The sequence below is a fragment of the Streptomyces sp. B21-083 genome, assembly GCF_036898825.1.
Taxonomy (GTDB): Bacteria; Actinomycetota; Actinomycetes; order Streptomycetales; family Streptomycetaceae; genus Streptomyces.
In genome coordinates, this window is record NZ_JARUND010000001.1 from 5,278,129 (window position 1) to 5,298,704 (window position 20,576).

20 protein-coding genes and 1 pseudogene are annotated in these 20,576 nt (G+C 70.2%); 6 read left to right on the top strand and 15 right to left on the bottom strand.

All coding sequences use genetic code 11. The features are described from left to right. Positions 1–3 precede the first annotated feature (3 nt). From QA861_RS23695 to QA861_RS23710, 4 genes are read right to left on the bottom strand one after another with little or no spacing between them, the layout of a single operon-like run. Positions 4–168 (bottom strand): hypothetical protein, encoded by a 165-nt coding sequence (locus tag QA861_RS23695; RefSeq protein WP_334590301.1) that lies wholly within the window; start codon positions 166–168, stop codon positions 4–6. Next, positions 165–1,289 carry a radical SAM protein gene (locus tag QA861_RS23700; protein ID WP_334590302.1) on the bottom strand — a complete coding sequence of 375 codons (1,125 nt, stop codon included), beginning with the start codon at positions 1,287–1,289 and terminating at the stop codon, positions 165–167. The genes QA861_RS23695 and QA861_RS23700 overlap by 4 nt, the downstream gene beginning before the upstream one ends. Continuing rightward, positions 1,289–1,540 carry a hypothetical protein gene (locus tag QA861_RS23705; RefSeq protein WP_334590303.1) on the bottom strand — a complete coding sequence of 84 codons (252 nt, stop codon included), beginning with the start codon at positions 1,538–1,540 and terminating at the stop codon, positions 1,289–1,291. The genes QA861_RS23700 and QA861_RS23705 overlap by 1 nt, the downstream gene beginning before the upstream one ends. Beyond that, positions 1,528–1,857 (bottom strand): hypothetical protein, encoded by a 330-nt coding sequence (locus QA861_RS23710; protein WP_334590304.1) that lies wholly within the window; start codon positions 1,855–1,857, stop codon positions 1,528–1,530. Before QA861_RS23710 ends, QA861_RS23705 begins: the two co-directional genes overlap by 13 nt. 406 nt (positions 1,858–2,263) lie before the next feature. On the opposite strand from QA861_RS23710, the gene QA861_RS23715 reads away from it, so the two are divergent. Together QA861_RS23715 and QA861_RS23720 are read left to right on the top strand one after the other, a co-directional pair. Next, positions 2,264–3,517 carry a helix-turn-helix transcriptional regulator gene (locus QA861_RS23715; RefSeq protein ID WP_334590305.1) on the top strand — a complete coding sequence of 418 codons (1,254 nt, stop codon included), beginning with the start codon at positions 2,264–2,266 and terminating at the stop codon, positions 3,515–3,517. 14 nt (positions 3,518–3,531) lie between these two features. Next, positions 3,532–3,897 (top strand): hypothetical protein, encoded by a 366-nt coding sequence (locus tag QA861_RS23720; RefSeq protein ID WP_334590306.1) that lies wholly within the window; start codon positions 3,532–3,534, stop codon positions 3,895–3,897. A 323-nt stretch (positions 3,898–4,220) separates the two neighbouring features. On the opposite strand, the gene QA861_RS23725 is transcribed toward QA861_RS23720, so the two are convergent. Beyond that, the gene (locus QA861_RS23725) at positions 4,221–4,757 is read right to left on the bottom strand and encodes a hypothetical protein (RefSeq protein WP_334590307.1); all 537 of its coding nucleotides are present in this window, start codon (positions 4,755–4,757) and stop codon (positions 4,221–4,223) included. 502 nt (positions 4,758–5,259) lie between these two features. Then, a complete protein-coding gene (locus QA861_RS23730; RefSeq protein ID WP_334590308.1) occupies positions 5,260–6,585 on the bottom strand; it encodes a helix-turn-helix domain-containing protein in 1,326 nt (441 codons plus the stop codon). Positions 6,586–6,813: 228 nt separating this feature from the next. On the opposite strand from QA861_RS23730, the gene QA861_RS23735 reads away from it, so the two are divergent. After that, on the top strand, positions 6,814–7,617 hold the full coding sequence (locus QA861_RS23735; protein ID WP_334590309.1) for a DUF4232 domain-containing protein: 804 nt from the start codon (positions 6,814–6,816) through the stop codon (positions 7,615–7,617). Positions 7,618–7,723: 106 nt separating this feature from the next. Here QA861_RS23735 and QA861_RS23740 read toward each other — a convergent pair whose 3' ends face one another. After that, a complete protein-coding gene (locus QA861_RS23740) occupies positions 7,724–8,026 on the bottom strand; it encodes a hypothetical protein (RefSeq protein ID WP_334590310.1) in 303 nt (100 codons plus the stop codon). A gap of 148 nt (positions 8,027–8,174) precedes the next feature. Next, the gene (locus QA861_RS23745; RefSeq protein ID WP_334590673.1) at positions 8,175–9,731 is read right to left on the bottom strand and encodes an FAD-dependent oxidoreductase; all 1,557 of its coding nucleotides are present in this window, start codon (positions 9,729–9,731) and stop codon (positions 8,175–8,177) included. Positions 9,732–9,858: 127 nt separating this feature from the next. Between QA861_RS23745 and QA861_RS23750 the strand changes: the two are divergent. Next, positions 9,859–10,326 (top strand): annotated as a pseudogene (locus tag QA861_RS23750) (SRPBCC family protein); the annotation flags it as partial. Between the two features lie 216 nt (positions 10,327–10,542). Here the strand turns inward: QA861_RS23750 and QA861_RS23755 are convergent. The 6 genes from QA861_RS23755 to QA861_RS23780 all read right to left on the bottom strand — a co-directional run bounded on the left by QA861_RS23755 (position 10,543) and on the right by QA861_RS23780 (position 14,446). Continuing rightward, entirely contained in the window at positions 10,543–11,229 is a 687-nt protein-coding gene (locus tag QA861_RS23755) for a DUF6766 family protein (protein ID WP_334590311.1), read from the bottom strand. A gap of 83 nt (positions 11,230–11,312) precedes the next feature. Next, the gene (locus tag QA861_RS23760; RefSeq protein ID WP_334590312.1) at positions 11,313–11,723 is read right to left on the bottom strand and encodes a hypothetical protein; all 411 of its coding nucleotides are present in this window, start codon (positions 11,721–11,723) and stop codon (positions 11,313–11,315) included. A 113-nt stretch (positions 11,724–11,836) separates the two neighbouring features. After that, positions 11,837–12,922 carry an iron-containing redox enzyme family protein gene (locus QA861_RS23765; protein WP_334590313.1) on the bottom strand — a complete coding sequence of 362 codons (1,086 nt, stop codon included), beginning with the start codon at positions 12,920–12,922 and terminating at the stop codon, positions 11,837–11,839. After that, the gene (locus QA861_RS23770) at positions 12,919–13,158 is read right to left on the bottom strand and encodes a CDGSH iron-sulfur domain-containing protein (protein WP_334590314.1); all 240 of its coding nucleotides are present in this window, start codon (positions 13,156–13,158) and stop codon (positions 12,919–12,921) included. The genes QA861_RS23765 and QA861_RS23770 overlap by 4 nt, the downstream gene beginning before the upstream one ends. Then, the gene (locus QA861_RS23775) at positions 13,142–13,828 is read right to left on the bottom strand and encodes a HemK2/MTQ2 family protein methyltransferase (RefSeq protein WP_334590315.1); all 687 of its coding nucleotides are present in this window, start codon (positions 13,826–13,828) and stop codon (positions 13,142–13,144) included. The genes QA861_RS23770 and QA861_RS23775 overlap by 17 nt, the downstream gene beginning before the upstream one ends. 9 nt (positions 13,829–13,837) lie before the next feature. After that, the gene (locus tag QA861_RS23780) at positions 13,838–14,446 is read right to left on the bottom strand and encodes a flavodoxin family protein (RefSeq protein ID WP_334590316.1); all 609 of its coding nucleotides are present in this window, start codon (positions 14,444–14,446) and stop codon (positions 13,838–13,840) included. A 442-nt stretch (positions 14,447–14,888) separates the two neighbouring features. Here QA861_RS23780 and QA861_RS23785 point away from each other — a divergent pair, with 442 nt between their 5' ends. Further along, complete coding sequence (locus QA861_RS23785; protein WP_334590317.1) at positions 14,889–16,217, top strand: phosphatase PAP2 family protein; 1,329 nt, start codon at positions 14,889–14,891, stop codon at positions 16,215–16,217. Between the two features lie 151 nt (positions 16,218–16,368). Beyond that, positions 16,369–17,985 (top strand): alpha/beta hydrolase, encoded by a 1,617-nt coding sequence (locus QA861_RS23790; RefSeq protein ID WP_334590318.1) that lies wholly within the window; start codon positions 16,369–16,371, stop codon positions 17,983–17,985. Between the two features lie 95 nt (positions 17,986–18,080). Here QA861_RS23790 and QA861_RS23795 read toward each other — a convergent pair whose 3' ends face one another. Further along, entirely contained in the window at positions 18,081–20,561 is a 2,481-nt protein-coding gene (locus QA861_RS23795) for a carbohydrate binding domain-containing protein (RefSeq protein WP_334590319.1), read from the bottom strand. Positions 20,562–20,576: the final 15 nt, after the last annotated feature.

A 20,576-nucleotide genomic window follows, 5' to 3' on the forward strand; every position in this document is an offset into this window, starting at 1 on the left:
CGGTCAGTGGGGGTTGTCGTCACCAGCGTCACAGGAGCACTCCGCGCTCTCCACGACGTCGTCCAGGTCCGGGACGGCGGTTACCAAGAGGGCGGCGACGGGCGGCGACGAACGGCGTGCCGAGGCCGACGGGCCGGGTAGAAGGGTCACCAGTACGGGCGGGGTCATGATGCGTTCTCCTTGTCTCCGTGTTGGCAGTAGCTGTGCAGCGGCGCCTTCGCTTCCTGATAATGCTTGGCCAGGGGGCGGCAGACCCGGCAGGTGCCGGACAGGGCGCAGCCTTCGCACCCTCCGGTGCGAAGCATGAGTCGGTCGGCAACGGCGCCGAGCCGGGTGAGGCCGTCGACGCCTTCGGCCAGGAGGTCGATCTGGTCATCCCGGCCGACCTTGCAGATCGACACCTTGGCGTGCGGGTCGGCGTGGAAGAAGGTGTGTCCCGCATTGCAGCCGGCGAACGGCTTGCGCTGGCGCAGGTGGGCGGCGGACTGGGCAAGCAGCGGCTCACCGCCGCCGTAGATCGTGGGCGTCATGTTCGTGTACGCGTGGTTCTCGACGTTCCACTCCTCGGCGAGCGCGGCCATCTCGTCGGCTTCGGAGGCGTTGTCCTCGGTCACCACGACGTTGATACGCAGAGGCAGGCCCGCCTCGCGTGCGGCGTCCATGCCGCGCCGGAACGCTTTCCACGCTCCACGGCGTTGGGTGAGCGTGTCGAAAGACTTTTCGCTCGCCCCGTACATGCTGACGACCAGCCGGTAGGGCGGGCAGTCGCGGAAGAGCTTGAGAAGGTCTGGTCGCCAAAGCAGCGAGCCGTTCGTGGAGATGGTGAGCATCATCCCGGCCTGCCAGGCGTACCGGTAGGCGCCCTGGAAGTGGGGGTCCATGGTGGGTTCGCCGCCGGTGATCTGGAGCCAGAGGACGCCGGCCTCGCGCATGATGTCCAGCAGCCGTACCTTGTCCTCCCAGCTGATCCCGGAAAAGGGCCGCTCACCTAGGTAGCAGTGCTTGCAGCCGAAGTTGCAGCCGAGGTTGATCTCCCAGGAGGCGCGGCAGTAGCCGTATGGGGACGGATCGCGCACCAACACCGTGCCCTGTGCCGGGTGGCCGTTCAGGTCGATGCCCCAGACATCGGCGGCGGTCTGCACAGCCCAGGCGGGCAGCGCCCCACCATCGGCGACCGCTTGCCGGATGCCCTCGTAATGGTCGTCGGGGATACGGCTGCCAGCCCTCGCTCCGGGCTTGAGGAGTAGGTGCCCGTCGAGGAACGGGGATGCGATCAGAGCGTGGGCCATCAGCGGCCCTCCTTCCAGATCATGAAACGTGACGGCACACGTGCGCCCTGGCGGTCGGCACGACAGTGGATCTTGCCGAGGCCGTTGCAGGTGCCACAGGACTTGCCGGACGAGTCGGCGCCACTGCCGCCGCAGTCATCGCAGCTCTGATTGCGAGGAGGGCGAAGGCGCCGGGTCTGCATTCCGCCAGGGGAGTCGGGGCGGGCGATGAGTAGCGTGCCGTTGTGTGGGCTCATGATCAGCTGGCGCACGAGACCTCCTCCAAGGTGTCTTCCCAGGTGTGCTGCTCGGTGTGGTCGGTGAACAGACCGCACCCGTCACCGTCGGGCCCCGGGGCGACCACCGGGCAATCCGTCAGTACGACCGACTCCACTTCGGTCCTCCCGAGCCAGCGGAGCCACAGGGCGGTCCCGTACTCGCCGGCGTCGTTAAGGAGGCCGTAGTGCTCACCGTCGTCGTGCGAGGACAACTGGCACTGCACAGCCCTGTCGACGTACTCCGCGGCCGACCTGACCAGCGCTTCCTGCGCCAGGTCCAGGAGCACCTGGCGCCATTGCGTGCACCGCATCACGACTGCACCCCAGGAGAGGCTTTGGAGTGCGGGGAGTGGTTCGTGCAGCGCGGGCACATGCATGGGGGAAACCCAATGGGATTGTCGAGAGCCACAGGATTCTCGTCTTCCCGTACCTCCGTCACCTGGCCCCAAGTCCGACCGGAGTCACGGGAGACCCTGAGCGTCATGAGGACTCGATGCTCACCGCTCAGGCCCTGCATCCGCGTATTGCCGTCCGGCTCGCGCGCCAGAGCCTCACCTCTCGTGGTCATGACCGAACTCCTCTGTGAATCCCGCTGCTCGTCCGGGCAACATCCAGGAAAGCGTCAGAAGCCGGAGGTCTCCACGGCATCAATGCGGCAGTCTTGACGCAGCTCCGTGCACGGGCACCGACGGGGCCGAAGCGTGGGAAAGGGGCGCCATGGAACTGGCGGAGCGACGCAGGGCCCTGGGCTACAGTCAGGAGAAGTTGGCGCAGTTACTGGGTGTGGACCGCACCACGGTCGGACGCTGGGAAAGCCGCAAAGTCGCTCCTCAGCCGCCCCAGCGACGAGGCTTGGCCGCCGCCCTCGAAATCAGCCTCCCAGAGCTGGACATCCTCCTGAAGTTGCCACGAGCCTCAGGCCAAGAGGCTGTCGAGCTCCAGTCCAGTGATGCCCCGACCGTGGGAGACGACGACGAAATGATCCGCCGTGAGTTCCTCCGCATACTGACCGTCAGCGGGGCCTTGTCCGTCCTACCGGTCGAGGAGGCCGAGGCTCTGACCGAGGGCGTCTGTCGAGGGGTGCCTGCCGACTTCGCACGCATGAACAGACACCTTTGGCAGGTCTACCAACTGGCTCGTTCAAAGGGTTCTGTCTATCCCGTCGTCCGGGACCAGCTGACGACCCTGAACGAAGCGCTGGCGAGCAACCGTGAAAGTGCACGGGCCCTGCTGAGCGCGGCGGCTGATCTTTTTCAGTTGGCCGGCGAGGTGGCGTTCGACGACAATCGGTACTCTGACGCGGCTGCTTCGTACTCGCTCGCTGCGTCGATCAGTAAGGACGCTGAGGCGTACGACCTGTGGGCATGCGCGCTCGTCCGTCACGCCTACGTGGACATGTCCGAGCAGCGGTACCGGCAGGCCGCGCAGATGCTTGGCGCGGCCGAGCGACTGGCCGATCGAGGTGACAGCAACCTCTCGACCCGGCATTGGGTCGCTTCCGTCCAATCCGAGGCATACGCCAACCTCGGCGACTTGAACTCGTGCGAGCGTGCGATGGATCGAGCGGAGACCGTCCGCGACCTCACTGTGGACAGCGTCAACGGCGGATGGCTTCGGTTCGACGGTGCGCGGCTCGCCGAGGAACGGGGATCGCGCTACGTACAGCTCGGCCGTCTCGACCTGGCGGAAAACGCCTTGAAGGATGCCCTGAAGCAGACAGCCCTGGCATCCGGACAGTCGTACCGGCGACGCGGAGCAGTGCTCACTGACCTGGCCGCCATCGGTGCGAAGCGGCGGGACGTCGAGCAGGTTGTGGCGTACGGCAGAGAAGCCATCGGCCTGGCCCGAGCCTCCGCGTCCGGGTATGTCGCCCGTAGACTCCAAGCCCTGTGCGACGAGTTCGGTCCCTTGAGCCGCGACCACCGCGTAGCGGAGCTGGGGGCGGAGATCGCCACGCTGAGCACGCCGTGACGAGAGGGGTAGGCATGTCGCAGACCGAGGGTGCACGACTGTTCCGGGAAACCTGGATCGCGGGAGTGCACCAGCACTTCCCCGGTGAGCCGAAGGCCGGCTATGTGACCCGGTGGGAGGACACCCCGCAGTGGGAGCGCGAGGCAGCGGGCTCCGTCTACGAGCAGGTCCGCTACTTCATCGAGATCAGCGCCGGCGCCACGGCGCGGCTGTCCCGCGAGCAGAAGGGTCGCTTCGTCGCGATGTGCTGGACGGCCCAGATGTTCAAGCACTTCGAGGACCCGAAGCCGGGCTACGTGGCCGACTGGCCCGAACTCCCGTCCTGGCAGCAGGAGACCGATGCCGACATCTTCGAGGCCATCGAGAAGGCACTGAGCTGATCGCTAGTGCGCATTGAGCCTGAAACCCGGACGAAGCGCGGGCCCGAGTCGCTGTTTTCAGAGGAAGACTTGGGGCTAGCTACGTCGCGAGCAGCTGACTGTGCCGTTGGCGTAGCGCGGCATTTTTGGTCATGGGCCGGTAGGGTGCCGCGTACTCCGATAGCCCGTAGCGGCAAGCTCACAGTTCCGCAGCAACGCCGTGGTCGAGGAGCGTCGATGCGCTACAGGGGCGCGGCGTGCCGCTCTCGGAGGCTGTTGCTTCGACAGGAGGGAGCGGTGCGGAGACCACTGACCGAGCGCCCTCTGGCCAAGCACGCGACGCGTCAGTCTCCGACCGCGCTCGACAGGGCCTCGGTGATCATGCGGGTGGCGAAGTCGGGGTCTTCGGTGATGCGGTTGATGTGTTCCGCGAGGAGCAGGGCCGTGGCTTCCAGGGGAGTCATCTCCTCCTCGGTCCAGTCGCCGTACTGCTTGCGCCACAGGTTGGGGCTCAGGCCCATGCCCGCGGAGATGGCCAGGCCGGCCATGGTCGGGATGGCCTCGGGGGGAACGCTCCTGGGCATCATGCGCATCGAGGCCACGAGGGTGGGCACCACGTACTCGATCACGTCCTTGTCCTGGTCCTCGTGGGCCTTCCGCAGCCAGGTCATGAACATGTAGATGAGGGTGCACGCGCCGTCCAGGACGCCGGCGGCTCCCTCGGGGCCCAGCGAATCGGCGTACTGGTCGATCAGCGCCTGTTGTTCGGGGTCGATCCCGGTCCTGCCGTCGTGGATGCCCTTGAGCCGAGAGTCGATCATCAAGAGCGCCGCGCCCACGTCACCGGCGGGAGCGTGCTGCGGGTCGCAGGGCGATGACACAGGGATCCTCCTCGGGTGGCCGCGATGGGCAACGCGGCCTGTCCGTACGACAGTAGAGGCCCGAGGGCGACGGGGGCCGGTGGTTCCCGGCATCGCCAGGAACTCGGATTTCCCCTCAGGTCTCCCTCGTCCTCACGCGTCGTGGGCCCGGCCTTGCCACGGTCCGGAAAGCAGCGGGGCGACGGGCGAGGCCTGGAGCGCCGGGTCCGGTGTCGGCGCCGGGGGATCGAACTGGCGTAGGGCAACGGCAGGTTGACCGACGATGCCCTCGGTGGACCGGGACCTGGCCCACGCGGCACCCCGCCAGGAAGGTCACACGGGCCGGCGCCTACGACACCGACGCGATCCTCCCGCTCATCCTCGCCGTCGCTCTTGGCATCACCCTTGACTTGGGGTAGGGCGCCGATGGTGGTCCGGCGTCGGCCGGCCGGCCGCGTGTGAGCCGCGATGCGATTTCCGCTGGGGGGCCGCCCGCGGGTGCGGAGAGAACGGGGCGATGCCCCTAGCGGGCGGGGACCTCGGGCTCGTACGGGTCGAGACCCCACTCGGAGTCGCCGAGCGGATAGGTGTACGCGGGCCGTCCCACGTTCCCGCTCGTCCGGAAGGGATTGCCTCTGTCGTCGAGGCGCATGGTGCCCCGCTGGTCGCCGCTGGACCAGTCCAGCTCCAGGTACCAGCTCACGTTGTGCGTGGTGACGTCGGCGAAGACGTAGAAGACCTCGGGATCGGCCTCGCTCACCTTGTACGGGAAGTCACGCTGCCCGGCCCTGGGCGAGACCGAGGGCCGCCCGGCGTCGAGGTTCACGTCGAAGGCCACCGTGTCCACGCCACCACCGCACCCGACGCCCATCGCGTAGTCGTTCCAGGCGAGCGGAGCGCTCTTCTCCACCACCCGCACATGCAGTGCCTCCAGGACGACGGTCGCCTTCCCGGTGCCCTGCACGGTCAGTGCGAGCATCTGCTTCCCGCCGGTGACCCCACCGAGCGCGGTGACCCACCCGCGAGCGTCCGGCTCGGTCGGCGGCGGAGGCACCTGCTTGGGCTTCTGGTCGATCAGGATGTGCGGGCCGCACGGGTCGTCCCACTTGTACGGATTGACGGCGACGGTGGGTGCGGTGGCCCCGTCCTCGGCCTCCTCCCCCTGCACCGCCGCCCCGGCGTCGGAGACGGCGGGAGTCGGGGAGGAGGGAGAGGGGGAATCCGTGGGACTGCCGCTGGGTGAGGCGGACGGCGCCGCCGACCTACCCTTCGCGCCGGACGGCCCGGAGGTGGCGGGACGGTCGTCGGTGGACTCGGCATCAGAGGCCGCAGCGACCACGGACCGCTTCCCGCTCCGGTCGGCATCACCCTCGCCGGGTACGAGGTTCACCACGAGTACGGTCGCCACGGCAGCGGCGACCACGGCAGCGCCGGCGAGCACGACGGTACGCCGACGCCGAACCGGGGGAGCCCCCGCCGGCCCGGTCACGGCAGGGACGGAAGGTGTGCCGGCCACGGCTTCCGCAGCCGGAGTGGCGGCCACGGCTTCCGTAACCGGGGTGGCGGCCACGGTTTCCGCCGCCGGAGTACCGCCCGCGCCGGCCTTCTGCCCCCGCATGGCATCCGCGAGGATCCACCGCCGGTGCAGCTCCACCAGTTCCTCGGGCGTCGCCCTGCACAGCCGGGCCAACCGCTCCACGGGGGCGTAGTCCGTCGGTACGGCGTCCCCGTTGACATACCGGTGAAGCGTGGACGCACTCATGTGCAGCCGCTTCCCGAGCACTCCGTAACTGAGCCCGGACCGCTCCTTCAACCGGCCCAGCAGCTCCGGGAACTGATCCCCCGTCACCGTTCCTCCCTCTCTCCGCGTCCCGGACCGCCGTTCCAGACGGAGCTCGTTCCCCCAGGTCAAAGGGGTCGCGGGCATTCCAGTGTTCCGGATGCCTCGTCAGTTGTGGTGGCCGGGACGGATCTTGGCACAGGCTCTGGTCATCCAAGCACGCCGCTTCCGGCACCCGGTCGAGCGGCCTGCCCACGGATCCGTATCGCAACGCACCGATCGCATCAGGGGAATCACATGTCCGCACGTACCGCCCGCACCCGTCTGCTCGCCGCCGCCGCGCTCACAGCCGTCACTCTGACTCTGACGGCGTGCGGCAACGCGGAGGGTGCCCGCGACGAGGGAGCCTCGGCCGGGTCCGCCACGTCCACCTCCTCGTCCACGACGAGCGGGGGAACGTCCACGGAGGCGGGACAGGCCGGCACCAAGGACTCGACGGGCACGACCGGTACCACCGGCACCACCGGCACCACCGGCACCACGGGAACGACCGGTTCGAGCGGGACGACGGGCTCCACCAGCGCCTCGGGCTCCACGGGTTCCACGGGTTCCACCGGCTCATCGGGCGCCAAGGGCTCCTCGGGCTCCTCAGGTTCCGCGAGTTCGGGCGACTCGGGGTCCAAGTCCCGCTACACGCCCTGCACCGTCACCTCCACCAGGACGACCGCCACGGTGGTCTCCCGCCCGCTGAACCACGTCCTCCTCACCGTCACCAACACCGGCTCGAAGCTCTGCGACCTCGTGGGCTACCCGGCCGTACGGTTCGGTGAGGCCCAGTCCGTGCCGCCCGTCATCGAGGACTCCCAGCCGCAGGCCGTGGTCACGCTCGCCCCGGGTGAGTCGGGCTACGCGGCCGTCGTGGTGTCGGCGGCGGACGGCAGTGGCACGAACGGCTACACCGCCAAGAGCCTGGAGGTCTACTTCAACAGCGAGAGCACGAGCGCCGCCCGTCCCGCGCTGCCCGCGAAGGGCGTGTACGTCGACAGCTCGATCACCGTCACGTACTGGCAGTCGGACATGGCCGACGCCCTCACCTGGTGACGCCGCGCCCGGCCCCACGACGGCCGGGCATCACAAGGGATACAGGGGACACACACACCTGACTGTCGGCCCGCCCGGGGGAGTTCCTCGGGCGGGCCGACAGCTGTCAGCTCACGCCGTACGCGTTGTACACCGTCGTCGTCGCGCTGTCGCCCTGGGTGTCGGTGAAGGACGTGGCGAGTTCGTAGGTGCCGTTGGGCAGCGACGCCGCCTTGTTGCTCTCTACGTAGCGGAAGTCGGACGTCGTCGTGTTGTAGACCGCCACCTGGGCGTAGACCGGCTTGCCGCTCCGGTCCAGCGTTGTGACGGTCAGCGACCCCTTGGTCGCGGCCGACGCCGTGGAGGCGCCGGTCAGCAGAAACGGCGCGAGTACGGTGACGACACCCGCGATCACGGCGGTTCGCCGCATGAAGCCCCCATGGCTGTGTGCATCAGGCGCACCGGTGTTGGGTGCGCGATCCTCAAACTCCCTCAGGACAGCCCCGGGTTGGTTCACAAGCAGGTCGCCCATGGACAAAGAATCGGCCACGTCAGCGTAAAGACCGTGAGGAGCGGGGTCAGGACTCCGGGGATGCCTGCTCCGTCTGCGGGATGTCGCGCTTCTCCAGCGGGCGTACCGCGGGTCCTTGGAGGATCCGTCCGTCCGGGGCGAACCGGGAGCCGTGGCACGGGCACTCCCACGCCTGCTCCGCGTCGTTGAAGGCCACGATGCAGCCGAGGTGGGTGCAGCGCGCCGACACGGCCTGGAGTGAACCGGTCTCGTCCCGGTGGACGGCGCACTGCTGTCCGCCCAGCCGGATCACCGCGCCGTGTCCCGGCGGGATGTCGCCCACCGCGGGAGCCGTCATGGCCGGCAGCCGGTCGCCGACGAAGTGCCGGGCCACCTGCGCCTGGTGCTTCAGGAACGACATCCCCTCGCGGACCACGGGGGCCAGCCGGCGCGGGTCGTACAGGCCGCTCCAGGCCACCGTACGGCCGTTGATCTGCTCGCTCAGGAGTCGGCCGGCCATGATGCCGCCGCTCAGGCCCCAGCCGCCGAACCCGGTGGCCACATAGGTGTGCCGGCTGCCGTGGTGGAGCGGTCCGACCAGCGGTACGGAGTCGGTGGAGTCGTTGTCCTGGGTGGCCCAGCGGTGGGTGAACGTGAGGCCGGTGAAGTGCTCGTCGGCCCAGGCGGACAGCCGGGCGAACCGCTCCTCGACATCGGCGGCGCCGGGGGTGAAATGCTCCCCGGTGACGATCAGGAGCCGCTTGCCGTCGCCGTACGGGGCGCTGCGCACGGAGCGGGTGTTCCGTTCCGGCGTGATGTACATGTCGCGCGGGGCACGGTCCTCGTCGATGGTCGCGGCGACGACGAGTTCCCGGCGGGGGCTGAGCCGGGTGAAGAGGAGGGCCCGGTCGAAGATCGGGTAGTGCGTGGCGATCACGACCTCCCGTGCGCGGACCGACACCCCGGCGTCGGTGCGCAGGACACAGGGGTCGCCCTCGGTGAGACCGACGACGCGCGTGCCCTCGTACACCGTGCCGCCGCGCCGGCGCAGGTCCTCGGTGAGCGCCAGCAGGTACTTGCGGGGGTGGAACTGGGCCTGTCCGCTCACCCGGACCGCACCGGCGACCGCGAAGGGCAGGTCGGTGCCGGTCACGAACTCGGCCGGGAGGCCCGCCTCACGTGCGGCTTCGGCCTCCGCCCGCAGCTCGGCGACGTGCCGTGGGTCCTCGGCGTAGGTGTGGGCCGCCGCCTCCTCCCACTCGCAGTCGATGCCGAGCTCGTCGACGAGTCCGGCGGCGTACCGGATCGCCTCGGACTGTGAGCGCGCGTACAGACGGGCGCCCTCGGGGCCACGGGTGCGGCGCAGATGGTCGTAGATCAAGGTGTGCTGGGCGGTCAGCTTGGCCGTCGTGCGGCCGGTGACGCCGGCGGCGACGCGGTCGGCCTCCAGTACGGCCACCTCGCGCCCCTGCCGGACCAGCTCCCAGGCGGTGCTGAGTCCGGCGATGCCGCCGCCGACCACGGCGACGTCCACGGTGAGGTCACCGGACGGCGGGGGAGCCGGGGCGGGCGGGGGCGCGGTCTCCAGCCAGTAGGAGCTCTGGATTCCGGTTCGGGGGTTCATGGCGGCCGAGTGCCCCTCGTGGTGCGCGATACGCCCCGACCGGGAGGTCTTCATTCCGTCGGTCTGGGTACCCGAGTCGTGCGGAAGACCGCCAATGCCCGCCAATACCTCATATGAGGAGGAAAGCATGAGCACGGTCAAGGAAGCAGTGGACGTCGAAGTTCCCGTCCACACCGCCTACAACCAGTGGACTCAGTTCGAGGAGTTCCCGAAGTTCATGGAGGGCGTCGAGGAGGTCAGGCAGCTCGACGAGCGGCACAACCACTGGACCACCAAGATCGGTGGCGTGAAGCGCGAGTTCGACACCGAGATCGTCGACCAGCTCGCGGACGACCGGATCACCTGGCGGTCCGTCGGCGGCGACACCCAGCAGCGCGGTTCCGTGCGGTTCGAGCGCCTCGACGAGACGCACACCCGCGTGGAGCTCACGATGGAGGTCGAGCCCAGCGGCATGGCCGAGAAGGGCGCGGACGCGCTCGGCATGATCGACCGCCGCGTCAAGGGCGACCTGCACCGCTTCAAGGACTACGTCGAGGAGCACGGCGGAGAGACGGGCGCCTGGCGGGGTCGCATCAAGCCCGGCGACCCCGGTGCCGGCGCGACCGCGACGCCCGGAACCTCCGGCCCGACGGGTACGCCCACGACCCCCGGCGCCCCCGGAACGTCCGGCATCCCCGGCGCCACCGGCGTTCCCGGGCCCGGCGCCACCGGTGTCCCCGGGGCCGGCACCCCTGGCACGCCCGGCACCCCCGGTCCGCTGATCTGACCGCCGGAGTGACCCGGGAGTGACCCGGGAGTGACCGTCGGGTCCTCACCCCTCCACGCCGGTGGCGTCGTGCGCGGCGCCCACCGGCTTGGACTCGGGGGAGCCTCGTTGGCGGAGGTAGATCGAGAGCACCGCCATCGAGGCGACGGCCAGCAGTTCCGACTGCCAGTTCTGCAGCGTGCGGTTCCAGAAGTCGGCGGCGCCGAGGTATTCGGCCCAGCTCAGCGGGGCCTGCAGCTGCCGTAGCCGCTGTTCGTCGTAGGCGGCCGTGCCGCTGATCGACTGGACCAGCCAGGACAGTACGAAGACCGTCCCCATGACCAGCAGCAGAGAGTGCGAGTACACGGCGCGCCGCCAGCCGTCGGCCCTGGCCCACTTGGGCGAGTCCGCCCTGGCGTGCGCGCCGACCCGCTGTTCCTCGTCGGACTCGGTGCCGGCCTTGTGCATCTCCTTGGACTCCGGGGAGCCGCGCTGCACCAGCCAGACGGTCACGCCGATGTAGAGGAAGAACTGCAGGTACTCCGACTGCCAGTTCTCCGCCACGTCGACAGCGAAGTCGGACGTCGTCACGTACTCGCCCAGCGAGATCCGCTGGAGTTGGTCGGTGGCCAGTTGGTTGTTGAACTCGGCGTGGCCGGAGATCGCCTGCCCGGCCAGCGTCATCAGGAACGTGACCAGGAAGAACAGCCCGAGCGCGTTGTCCCGCACGAAGCCCCGCACGTGCCCGGTCACCGGTGCGTCAGTCCCAGGGCCGCCGAGTAGGCGAGACCTACCGCGATGATCCCGATGACGACGACGAACATGACTCTCACACCTCACCCACCCTTGATCAGGCACTGGTACGGCACCTTCGGACGCGGTTCGCAGCCGGCGGCCACGACCTTCCAGCCCGAGGTGAAACGGGAGAGGAACAGGGTGTCCGTGGAGAGCACGGCCCGCGCCTGGTTGCCGTAGACGTCCGTCCGCCGCACGCTCCCGCCCGGCTTCAGCGACTCCTCGCTCACCGCCTTCGCGCACGGGCTGCCGGCCGACTGCTCCAGCTCGGCCACGGTCGCGGGCGCGAGAACGGCGCACAGGCGGTCGTACGCCCTCTCGGCGAGCGCCTTTTCGAACGCGGCCGTCGTGTCACGCACGGCGTCCCGCCGTTCCGCCACCGTGCCGCACCCGCCGAGGGTGCCGGCGGCCAGCAGGACGGCAACCGTCACCGTGTACGCACTTCGGGGCATCCACCCACCTCCCCCGGCAGTAGACCGCGACCGGCCTCGCGCGAACGGCCACCGCGCCCTGGCACTCCCCCGCCCGGCCGATCGGCGAGCGGGCCGGCCGGCGGACAGGTGGGTCAGCCGGCCGTCGGCCGGTCGCCCCGCAGGCCGGTGGCGCCCTCGCGCCAGGCGCCGAGGAGCGTGTCCGCGAGCCGGTTCTCCAGGTGGACGGTCGCGCGGATGCCGAACACCACGTCGGCGTCCAGCTGCGGTTCGCCCTCCAGGAGGCCGCCGACGACGTCATGCCGTACGACCTGCTCGTGCACCGCGTCGGCCGTCACGTGCTCGGTGTAGAACCGCTCGGCCGCCGGGCCCGCGCCCACCCGGCGCATCGCCTCGGCGAGGCGGCGCGAGGCGGGGGAGGAGGTCACCTCGACGGTGGCGAAGTGTCCGACGAGCGCCGCGCGCAGCGCGCGATGCAGCCCGAACAGGGACATCAGGTTGACGGTGGCGAGCATCTCGGCCGGTGCCGCGTCGAGGTAGTGGCCGTACGTGGTGTCCAGCCGCAGGTCCTCCATGAGGTCGGCGAAGAGCTGCGCGTGGATCTCGTCGGCGCGGCCCCCGCCGAACTCGTCGAACTCCACGGCGACCATGGCGGCCTTGGCCCGCCCGTGGAGCCGGGGGAGGACCCAGGCGTGCGGGTCCGCTTCCTTGAGGTGGTAGAGGGAGCGCACCGCCGCGTAGGCGCGCACATGGTCGAGGGTGCCCTCGTCCCGGAGGAAGTACGAGACGCCGCTGCCGTCGTCGCCGACCGGCTCGATCTGAAGTTCGTCCAGCGCCTGTACGGCCGTCTCCGCGCTGTCGGCGGGCACGTCCTTGCGCAGCGCGCCCAGGAAACGGTCCTCGATCTCACCTCGGCAGGCCAGCAGGCCGCTGTCCCACTCCAGGGTGTCCGGGACGCCCTCGAAGCCCTGGTAGTGCAGCTCGTAGAGGACGTACAGGGCGAGTTGCAGGTCGTCGCCGTACGGGGAGCAGCTCTCGGGAGGCGGCACGGGAATCGGGGCGCTCCCGGGGTCGGATCCCCGCAGCCGGGCCATCACGGCGGCGGAGAGCGGGCCGCGCGGCTCGGGCAGCGGCGGCGGCCGGAGCCGGAACTGCTGCCGGGAGAGGGAGGGGGAGGGAGTGACGGTGGGGGAGGTGATGGGCGAGGTCGTGCTGGTCATGAGGCGTCGCCTCCTTCGCTCTCTCCGGCTTCCGGTTCGCGGCGGCGGCGTCGGCGGTGGCTGGTGTCGCACCAGGGGAAGTCGCGGCTGCGGCGGCAGGTGCAGAGCGCCACGACGAAGCGATCGGAGACGGCCACCTCGCCGTCCTCGCCCACCACCTCGACCGGGCCCTCGACGAGCAGGGGTCCGTCGCGCTGGACGCGGACACGGCGGGGACGTTCAGACGTGTTCGGCACGGATCACCACCAGCTCCTCAGTCGTTCCCCCGTCGGCGGCCAGCCCCTGTTCCCGCAGCCAGGTGAGCCGGGAACGCAGCACACGGCCGTAGGGCAGCCAGGCCCGGTCGGTGACCTCCGCGCGCAGCCCGGCCCGCTCCAGACGGGCCAGCGTCGTGTCGACGCCGCACAGGTGCGAGTGCACGATCAGGAGGGTCCCCTTCGGCCGCAGAACCGTCGGCGCGGTGTCGCAGATACGGTCGATCAGCAGCCGCCCGTCACTTCCGGCGTCCCAGGCCCTGGCGGAGCCCCGGGGCGGTGCGGTGTCCGGGGCGGGCACGTACGGCGGGTTGCTGATGACCAGGTCGAAGCGGCGGCCGGGCACGGCCGAGGCCAGGTCGCCGTGGCGCACCCGCAGGGACTGTCCGTTCAGCAGGGCGTTCAGCCGGGCGGTGGCGAGTGCCCGCCAGGAGATGTCCACGGCGGTGACCCGCCCGCCGAGCCGGGCCGCCTCGACCGCGAGCAGACCGTTTCCGGTCCCAAGGTCCAGTACGTCCGTCCGCTCCGTGACGTCCTCGCGGCGGATCGCCTGCCGCATGAGCCGGGTGTCGGTCTGAGGCGCGTACACGCCCGGAGGCACCCAGTAGCGGAGCCTGGGGACGGTGGTGACTGCTTCGGCTTCGACGGTCATGGAGCCCCCTCAGTCCGAGCCCGGTGCCGACAGCGGCCGCTCGGCCAGGGCCAGGGCGACGCCGTGGAGGTTGTCGGCCATGGCGCGTCCGGTGCGGTGCGACCACTCACGGCCCCGCTGCTCGTCCAGGTAGTCGGGCCCCGCGCCGGGGCCCAGATGCCAGTACGTCCACGCCTGGCCCGGAATCGTGTAGCCGATGTCCGCGAGGGCCCCGGAGATCTCGCTGATCACATGGTGCGCGCCGTCCTCGTTCCCGGTGACCACGACTCCGGCCACCCGGTTGTAGGCGACGGGACGGTCCTCGCCGTCCGTCTCGGACATCATCGCGTCCATCCGCTCAAGGACGCGCTGCGCCACCGAGGACGGCCGGCCCAGCCAGGTCGGCGAGGCGACGATGAGGATCTCCGACTCCAGGAGCTTCGCGTGGACCCGGGGCCACTCGTCGCCGTCGCCGGCGTCGGTGACCACCCCGGGGGCCAGATCGAGGTCGACGGCCCGTACGGAGTCCACCTCCACGCCGAGTCTCGAGAGCCGCTCCGTGACGACCGAGGTGAGCGCCTCGGTGTTGGAGGGCTCGGGGGACTTCTTGAGGGTGCAGTTGACGACAAGTGCTCGCACGATCGCTCCGACGTAGGGGACAGTCGGCCCACGAGTACCCCCTGGCCGCAGACGTAACGGGCAAGAGGCATGCCCCGGTCCCGGGACGAGCCCGGAGGTGATGACCCGGGCAGCACCTGCCGGCCGTCGCGGCTTCACCGGGACTTCACCGCGTCCCCCACCTGGAGTATCGTCCTGGCGGTCCTCCTGTGCTTTCGCTGTGGCGGGCGGACAGCGGGACACGGGGCGCGGCGGGGGCCGGCGAGGGGTGACGGGGGAGCGTTCTGAAGCCGGAACCAGGAGCGTGCTCCGGCCATCTTCATCTGTCGGGAGCCCCTGACAGATTTCGCGGAGAGATCTCGCACAGCTCGTCCTCGTGGGGGAGAAAGCCGCCCATAAAGCGTGATCAGCGCGATCAGCAACTGATTGACAAGAGTCCGGCACATCGAATGGGAAGTCATACATGCCGCCACGAGTGTTCTCGCGAATACACACCCTCTGGCTCGTGGCGGGTGTGGCGGCCCTCGGATTTCTTGTCGCGCTGGAGATCGCCGCGCGTCACTACGGCCTGCCGGGGCCGGTCACCAATCAGTTGCAGGAAGTGATATACCCGCCCAAATCCGGACCCCTGCTGTACGCGAGCATGGCGCTGATGATGGTGGTGCTCCCCTGGCGGCAACGGTTCATCGCCGCCGGTGCCGCGGTCGGCATCGACCTTGTATTCCTGCTGGTGCGGTGGGCGGCCGGTGCCCAGGTGGCCGGGAGCCACTGCTTCGGCAACGGCGCGCTGTGGGTGATGCTGGGCTGTGCGGTCATCGCCGTCACCCGCCGGACCGGCCAGGAGCGGATGCTGCTGCTGAAGGGCGTGGGGCTCGGCCTGCTGCTGGTGGCCGGGCGCAAGGCAGGCGACACCTGGCTGCTGATCACGTCGAAGACCCGCCCGACGGTGCTCGACCAGTACGTGGCGACCGCCGACCACGCGCTGGGTGACCCGTCCTGGCTGGCGGGCCGGATCGTCAGGGCCACGGGCCCGATCGGCACCCACCTCCTCGACTGGGTCTACATCCAGCTCGCGGTGGCCGCGGTCTGTGTCGCGCTGTACCAGCTGCGCAACGTGGCGGCCGAAGGCCGTTTCCCGGGCCATCACGTGGTGCGTACGTTCCTGGCGATCGGCCTCCTCGGCCCGGCCGTCTACATGGTGTTCCCCGTCGTGGGACCGGTCTTCGCCTACGGCCCCGGCGCCTTCGGCACGGGCGGCGGCCACTGGGCGGTGGCCAACCTGTGGCCGGACGTCCCGCTGCCGGTCGGCACCCCGAAACCCATGGCGTACGACGGGATCACGCCCCGCAACTGCATGCCCAGCCTGCACACGGCATGGGCCACCGTGATCTTCGTCCACTCCCGCAGGGGCCCCCGGTTCCTGCGGTACGCGGGGACGTTCTGGCTGGTCGCCACGGTCTCCGCGACGCTCGGCTTCGGCTACCACTACGGCGCGGATCTCCTGGCCGGTGTGGTGTTCGCGCTCACGGTGGAGGCGGCTCTGCGGTCGCTCGACCGAGGCTGGGACCGGTCGGCGACCAGGCTGGTCGCCCACGGCGCGACGGTGTTCGTCGCGCTTCTGCTGTCGTACCGCTATCTGCCGACGCAGCTGGCCGACCGCCCGTGGGTGTTCGGGCCCCTTCTCGTCCTGGCGATGCTCTCGGTGATCGACGGCTACGTACGGACCACCAGGAAGTGGGACCCGCAGCCCACCTCGGCCTGGCAACCGGAACGGCGACTCGAACTGGTCTGAGGGCCGGTCGCCGACCCCGGGGCCGCTCCTACCAACAGAGAATCCGGCCGTCCAGGGGGCTTCCTCCCCGCTTTCGGCGTGGGGTCGCCTCAGCTTCGAAGCACCTGCCTGCCGGAGTGATCACGCGGCCGTCCGTGCCTAGCGTGATGTCATGCAGACCTTCTTACCGACTTCCCTCTCCGGCAGGCGCACGGGCCTCGCGGCTCTGCTCGCGGCCACCGTGCTCGTCACCGGAACCTCCGTCGCGACGGCGACGGCGACGGCGACGGCGACGGCGACGGCGACGGCGACGGCGCGGGCGCCGCGCCCCGCCGGCCCGCTGACCCAGGACCCCCTGGCCCGCTTCCACCACCAGAACCTCGCCTGGAAGAGCTGCCTGCTCGGACCCGACGACGCGACCGGCAAGGACCTGGAGCAGGCGGGCGCCCGGTGCGCCGACGTCACCGTCCCGCTGAACTACGACGACCCGGGCGGCCGTACGATCACCGTCGCGATCTCGCGGATCCGGGGCACCGACACCGCCCACCGCGTCGGCGCGCTGCTGCTCAACGGCGGTGGCCCGGGCGGGCAGACGCTCGGCGACCCGCCCTGGGTGCGCACGTCGATGAAACAGGTCGCCGAGCGCTACGACGTGGTGGGCGTGGACCCCCGTTTCGTCGGCCGCAGCACACCGCTGGACTGCCACTGGCCCACCGGGTCCTTCATCCGGGGGGCGGGGACCGACCGCGCCGACTTCGACCGATCGGCGGCGTTTTCCGAGGAACTCGCCCACCGCTGCCGGACCGACGAGGGCGACGTCCTGCCGTACGTCACCACCCGGAACACCGCGCGCGACCTGGACGTGATCCGGGCCGCGCTCGGCGAGCGCCGGATCTCCTACCTCGGTTACTCGTACGGCAGTTACCTCGGCCAGGTGTACGCCACGATGTTCCCCGGCCGCACCGACCGGGTCGTCCTCGACGGCGTCATCGCCCCCGACCGGTACGGTCCCCGGCTGCTGCGCGGCGCGGAACGGGCCAACCGGCACGCCCTGGAGGGCTGGGCCGCCTGGGCCGCCGCGCGGAACACCACGTACGGTCTGGGCGGCACAAGGAGCGCGGTCCTGGCGGCAGTCGACCGGGTCCAGACCGCCGCCGGACGTACGCCTCTGTCGATCGGCGGCCGACGGGTGGACGCGAGCCTGCTGCCCGTCATCGTCCTCAACGGCCTCTCGCAGGACAACGACGCCGCGTACGGCGCCTTCGCCGAGGCCGTACAGGACCTGCGGCGCGCCGCAGACGGCCGGCCGGTGACCCCGTCACCCTGGCTGGCCGACGCGCTCGGCTTCCTCCTGACCGGCTCCGACTCCTCGTACGGCAGCGTCCAGACGGCGATCCTGTGCGGCGACGTGGCAGCGCCGCGCGACCCGGAGAGGTACTGGCGCGATGTCCAACGCGCCCGTGCGAAGGACGCGTTGATCGGACCCGTCACGAACAACATCGGCCCCTGCGCGTTCTGGGACGCGCCGCGCGAGCGTCCGACCACGATCCGCGCCGACCTGCCGGCCCTGCTCGTCAACGCGACCGGCGACCCACGCACCACGTACGAGGGCGCGAGGACGGTGCGCGGCGACTGGCCCTCCTCCCGACTGATCACCTTGCGTGGCGCGGACCAGCACGCCGTGTACGGCGTCTTCGGCAGCTCCTGCGTCGACACGGCGGTCAACACCTACCTCGCCACCGGTCGTCTTCCGTCCACGGACCTGACCTGCGAGCGGGCTTCCGGCTGACAGCCGGCAGCGGGCGGGCCGGGTGATCCCGGTCCGCCCGCCGTCGCCGCTACCGCTGCTGCGGAGAAACCTTTCTGCCCAAGGGGCGACTGCCGTCAGGAGAGCTTGATCAGGGAGTAGTCGTCGCAGTAACCGGCCGCGGAACCGGCGTCCTTGTAGCAGTAGACCGCCGCCGCAGTGTTGGTGCTCCCGGTGGTGAAGAAGACGGGCTGCTGGGCGTAGGCGGTGGTGGAGGTGCGCAGGTAGGTCTCGGTGCCACCGAAGCTCTTGACCCCGACGGCGACCTGCTCACCGCCGGTCGCGACCTTGGCCCAGCCGGTCAGCAGGTAGGTGGAGCCGGAGGCGAGGCCCGTGGCGGACTGCTCGACCCCGCTGGTGGCGGCGCCGGTCTGCAGGGAGTAGGTGCCGGTGCGGGCGTTGGAGGCGACCACGTTGGACTGGGCGCCGCTGCCGCTGCGGGTCCACGGGCTCAGGGAGCCGGTCTCGAAGCCCGCGTTGGTCAGGGCGTTGGCCGGCGTGGAGATCCGTTCCACCGCGAGGTCGTCGCAGTTGCCTGTGCCGGTGCCGCCGGTGTTCTTCCAGCAGTAGACCAGCGCCGAGGTGTTGGAGCCGCCCGTCGTGAACAGCACCGCCGCCTGGGAGTACGACGTCGTGGCGACGTTGGTGAAGGTCTCCGTACCACCGTAGTTCTTGACGCCGATCGCGAGGGTCTCCCCGGCGTTCGCGACCTTCGCCCAACCAGTCAGCAGATAGGTGGTGTTGGGGCTGAGGCCGGCCAGGTTCTGGTTGGCGCCGCTGCCGCTCGCCTGGGTCGTCAGCGCGAAGCCGCCGGTGCGGGCGCCCGAGGAGGTGACGGAAGGGGCGCCGCCGCTGTTGGTCCAGGGGCTCATCGCGCCGCTCTCGAACCCGGCGTTGGCGACGAGGTTGCCGCCGGTGCCGTTGTCGGCACCGATGTTGGGCGCGGCCGTCGCGGAGACGGTGTTGCCGAAGGCGTCCTTGCCGCCGTTGCCGCTGATGACCGCTCCGGCCCGGATCACGGGGGAGGAGGGGTGCACCTGGTAGGCGGCGATGCCGGTGTACGCGGAGGAGGCGTCGGTGTTGCCCGGGTTGCGGAACTCGGGGTCGGTGACGACCTTGGCCGAGTCGGCGGGCTCGGAGGACGGGTGGGTGCCGTAGAAGAGGTTGTTGGAGTAGACGGATCCGGCGCTGGTGGTGAAGTAGCCGCCGGTGCCGTAGTTGAACACCGCGTTGTTGCGGAAGGACAGCGTCCCGGTGATGCTGGTGCCCCGGCGGGAGTACAGGATCGGGGTGTTCAGGCCGCTCTTGTTGACGTAGATGCTGTTGTTGTAGATCTGCGGAACGGCGACCGGACTGCCGCTCTTGTTGGGGACGTTGCCGACGAGGTGGAAGACGCCCGTGCCGTGGGTGGGGGTGCCGGCGGCGGGGCAGCCGGCGTTGGTGCCGTCGTTCTCGCTGACGTTGTAGCGGATCACCGTGCCGTCGCTGGGGACGGTCGAGGTGGGCTCGTTGGCGATCGTGAAGGGCGGCATGATCAGCATGAAGCCACCGAGGTTCTGGTGGCTGTAGTTGTACTGGAACGTGGTGTTGTGGTTGCCCCAGTCGACGTCGTAGCCGGTGCCGTCGGCGCCGTTGACGTGGCAGTAGACCTCGTTGTTCTGGACGACGGTGTCGTTGCTGCCGGACATCCAGATGCCGGCCGAGGCGCCGTTGCAGTACTGGCCGGAAGGCGGGCAGGTGGCCTTGGCGCCGCCGTAGCCGGCCTTGTTGCCGTCGATGAGGGCGCCGTCGTTCTTGACGACGAGGATGTCGTCCGCGCCGTCGTAGGTCATGGTGTTGTCGCGGATGACGGTGCCGGTGGTCTGGCCCGTGCCCTGGCCGTCCCCGTCCGGGGTGACGGCGACGGCGATGCGGTCGACGTGGTCGAAGGTGTTGTTCTCGACGACCACGTCGTCCCAGGTGGAGACGGGTGTGGTGTGGTCGGTCTGGACGCCGACGCCCGCGTTGGTGGCGTACCAGCCGCCCGAGTAGCCGCTGATGTGGTGGATGCTCATGTCGTGCACCCGGATGTGGTGCAGGACGCCGCCGGAGCTGTTCTCGGCGAGGACACCGGAGCGGTACGCGGGTGACGCGGCGGGGTTGGTGAGTTCCAGGCCGCCGATCTCCCAGTACTGCTGGTTGAGCAGGTGGATGACGGGACCGGTGGCGCCGCCCGCGTTGATGACCGGCTTGGCACCGGTGCCGTAGGACCCCATGGTGACGGGGCTGCCGGCGGTGCCCGATCCCTGCGGGGTGAGCTGGCCGGAACAGGTGGTGCCGGTGGCGAAGAGGATGTTGTCACCGGCACCGAAGGTGGTGTTGTTGACGCCGGTGACGGAGTTCCAGGGGCTGCCCTGGGTGCCGTTGCCGTTGGCCGCGGCCGAGCAGTCGACGTAGTAGGTGCTGCCTGCCGCCATGGCGGCGGGAACCGGGAGGAGGAGGGCGCCCGCCAGCGTGGCGAGCAGGGTGAGGACGCGAGAAGTCCCGAGGCCCGGGCGATCCGATCTGCGACGCTTCATTGCGACGCTCCTTGC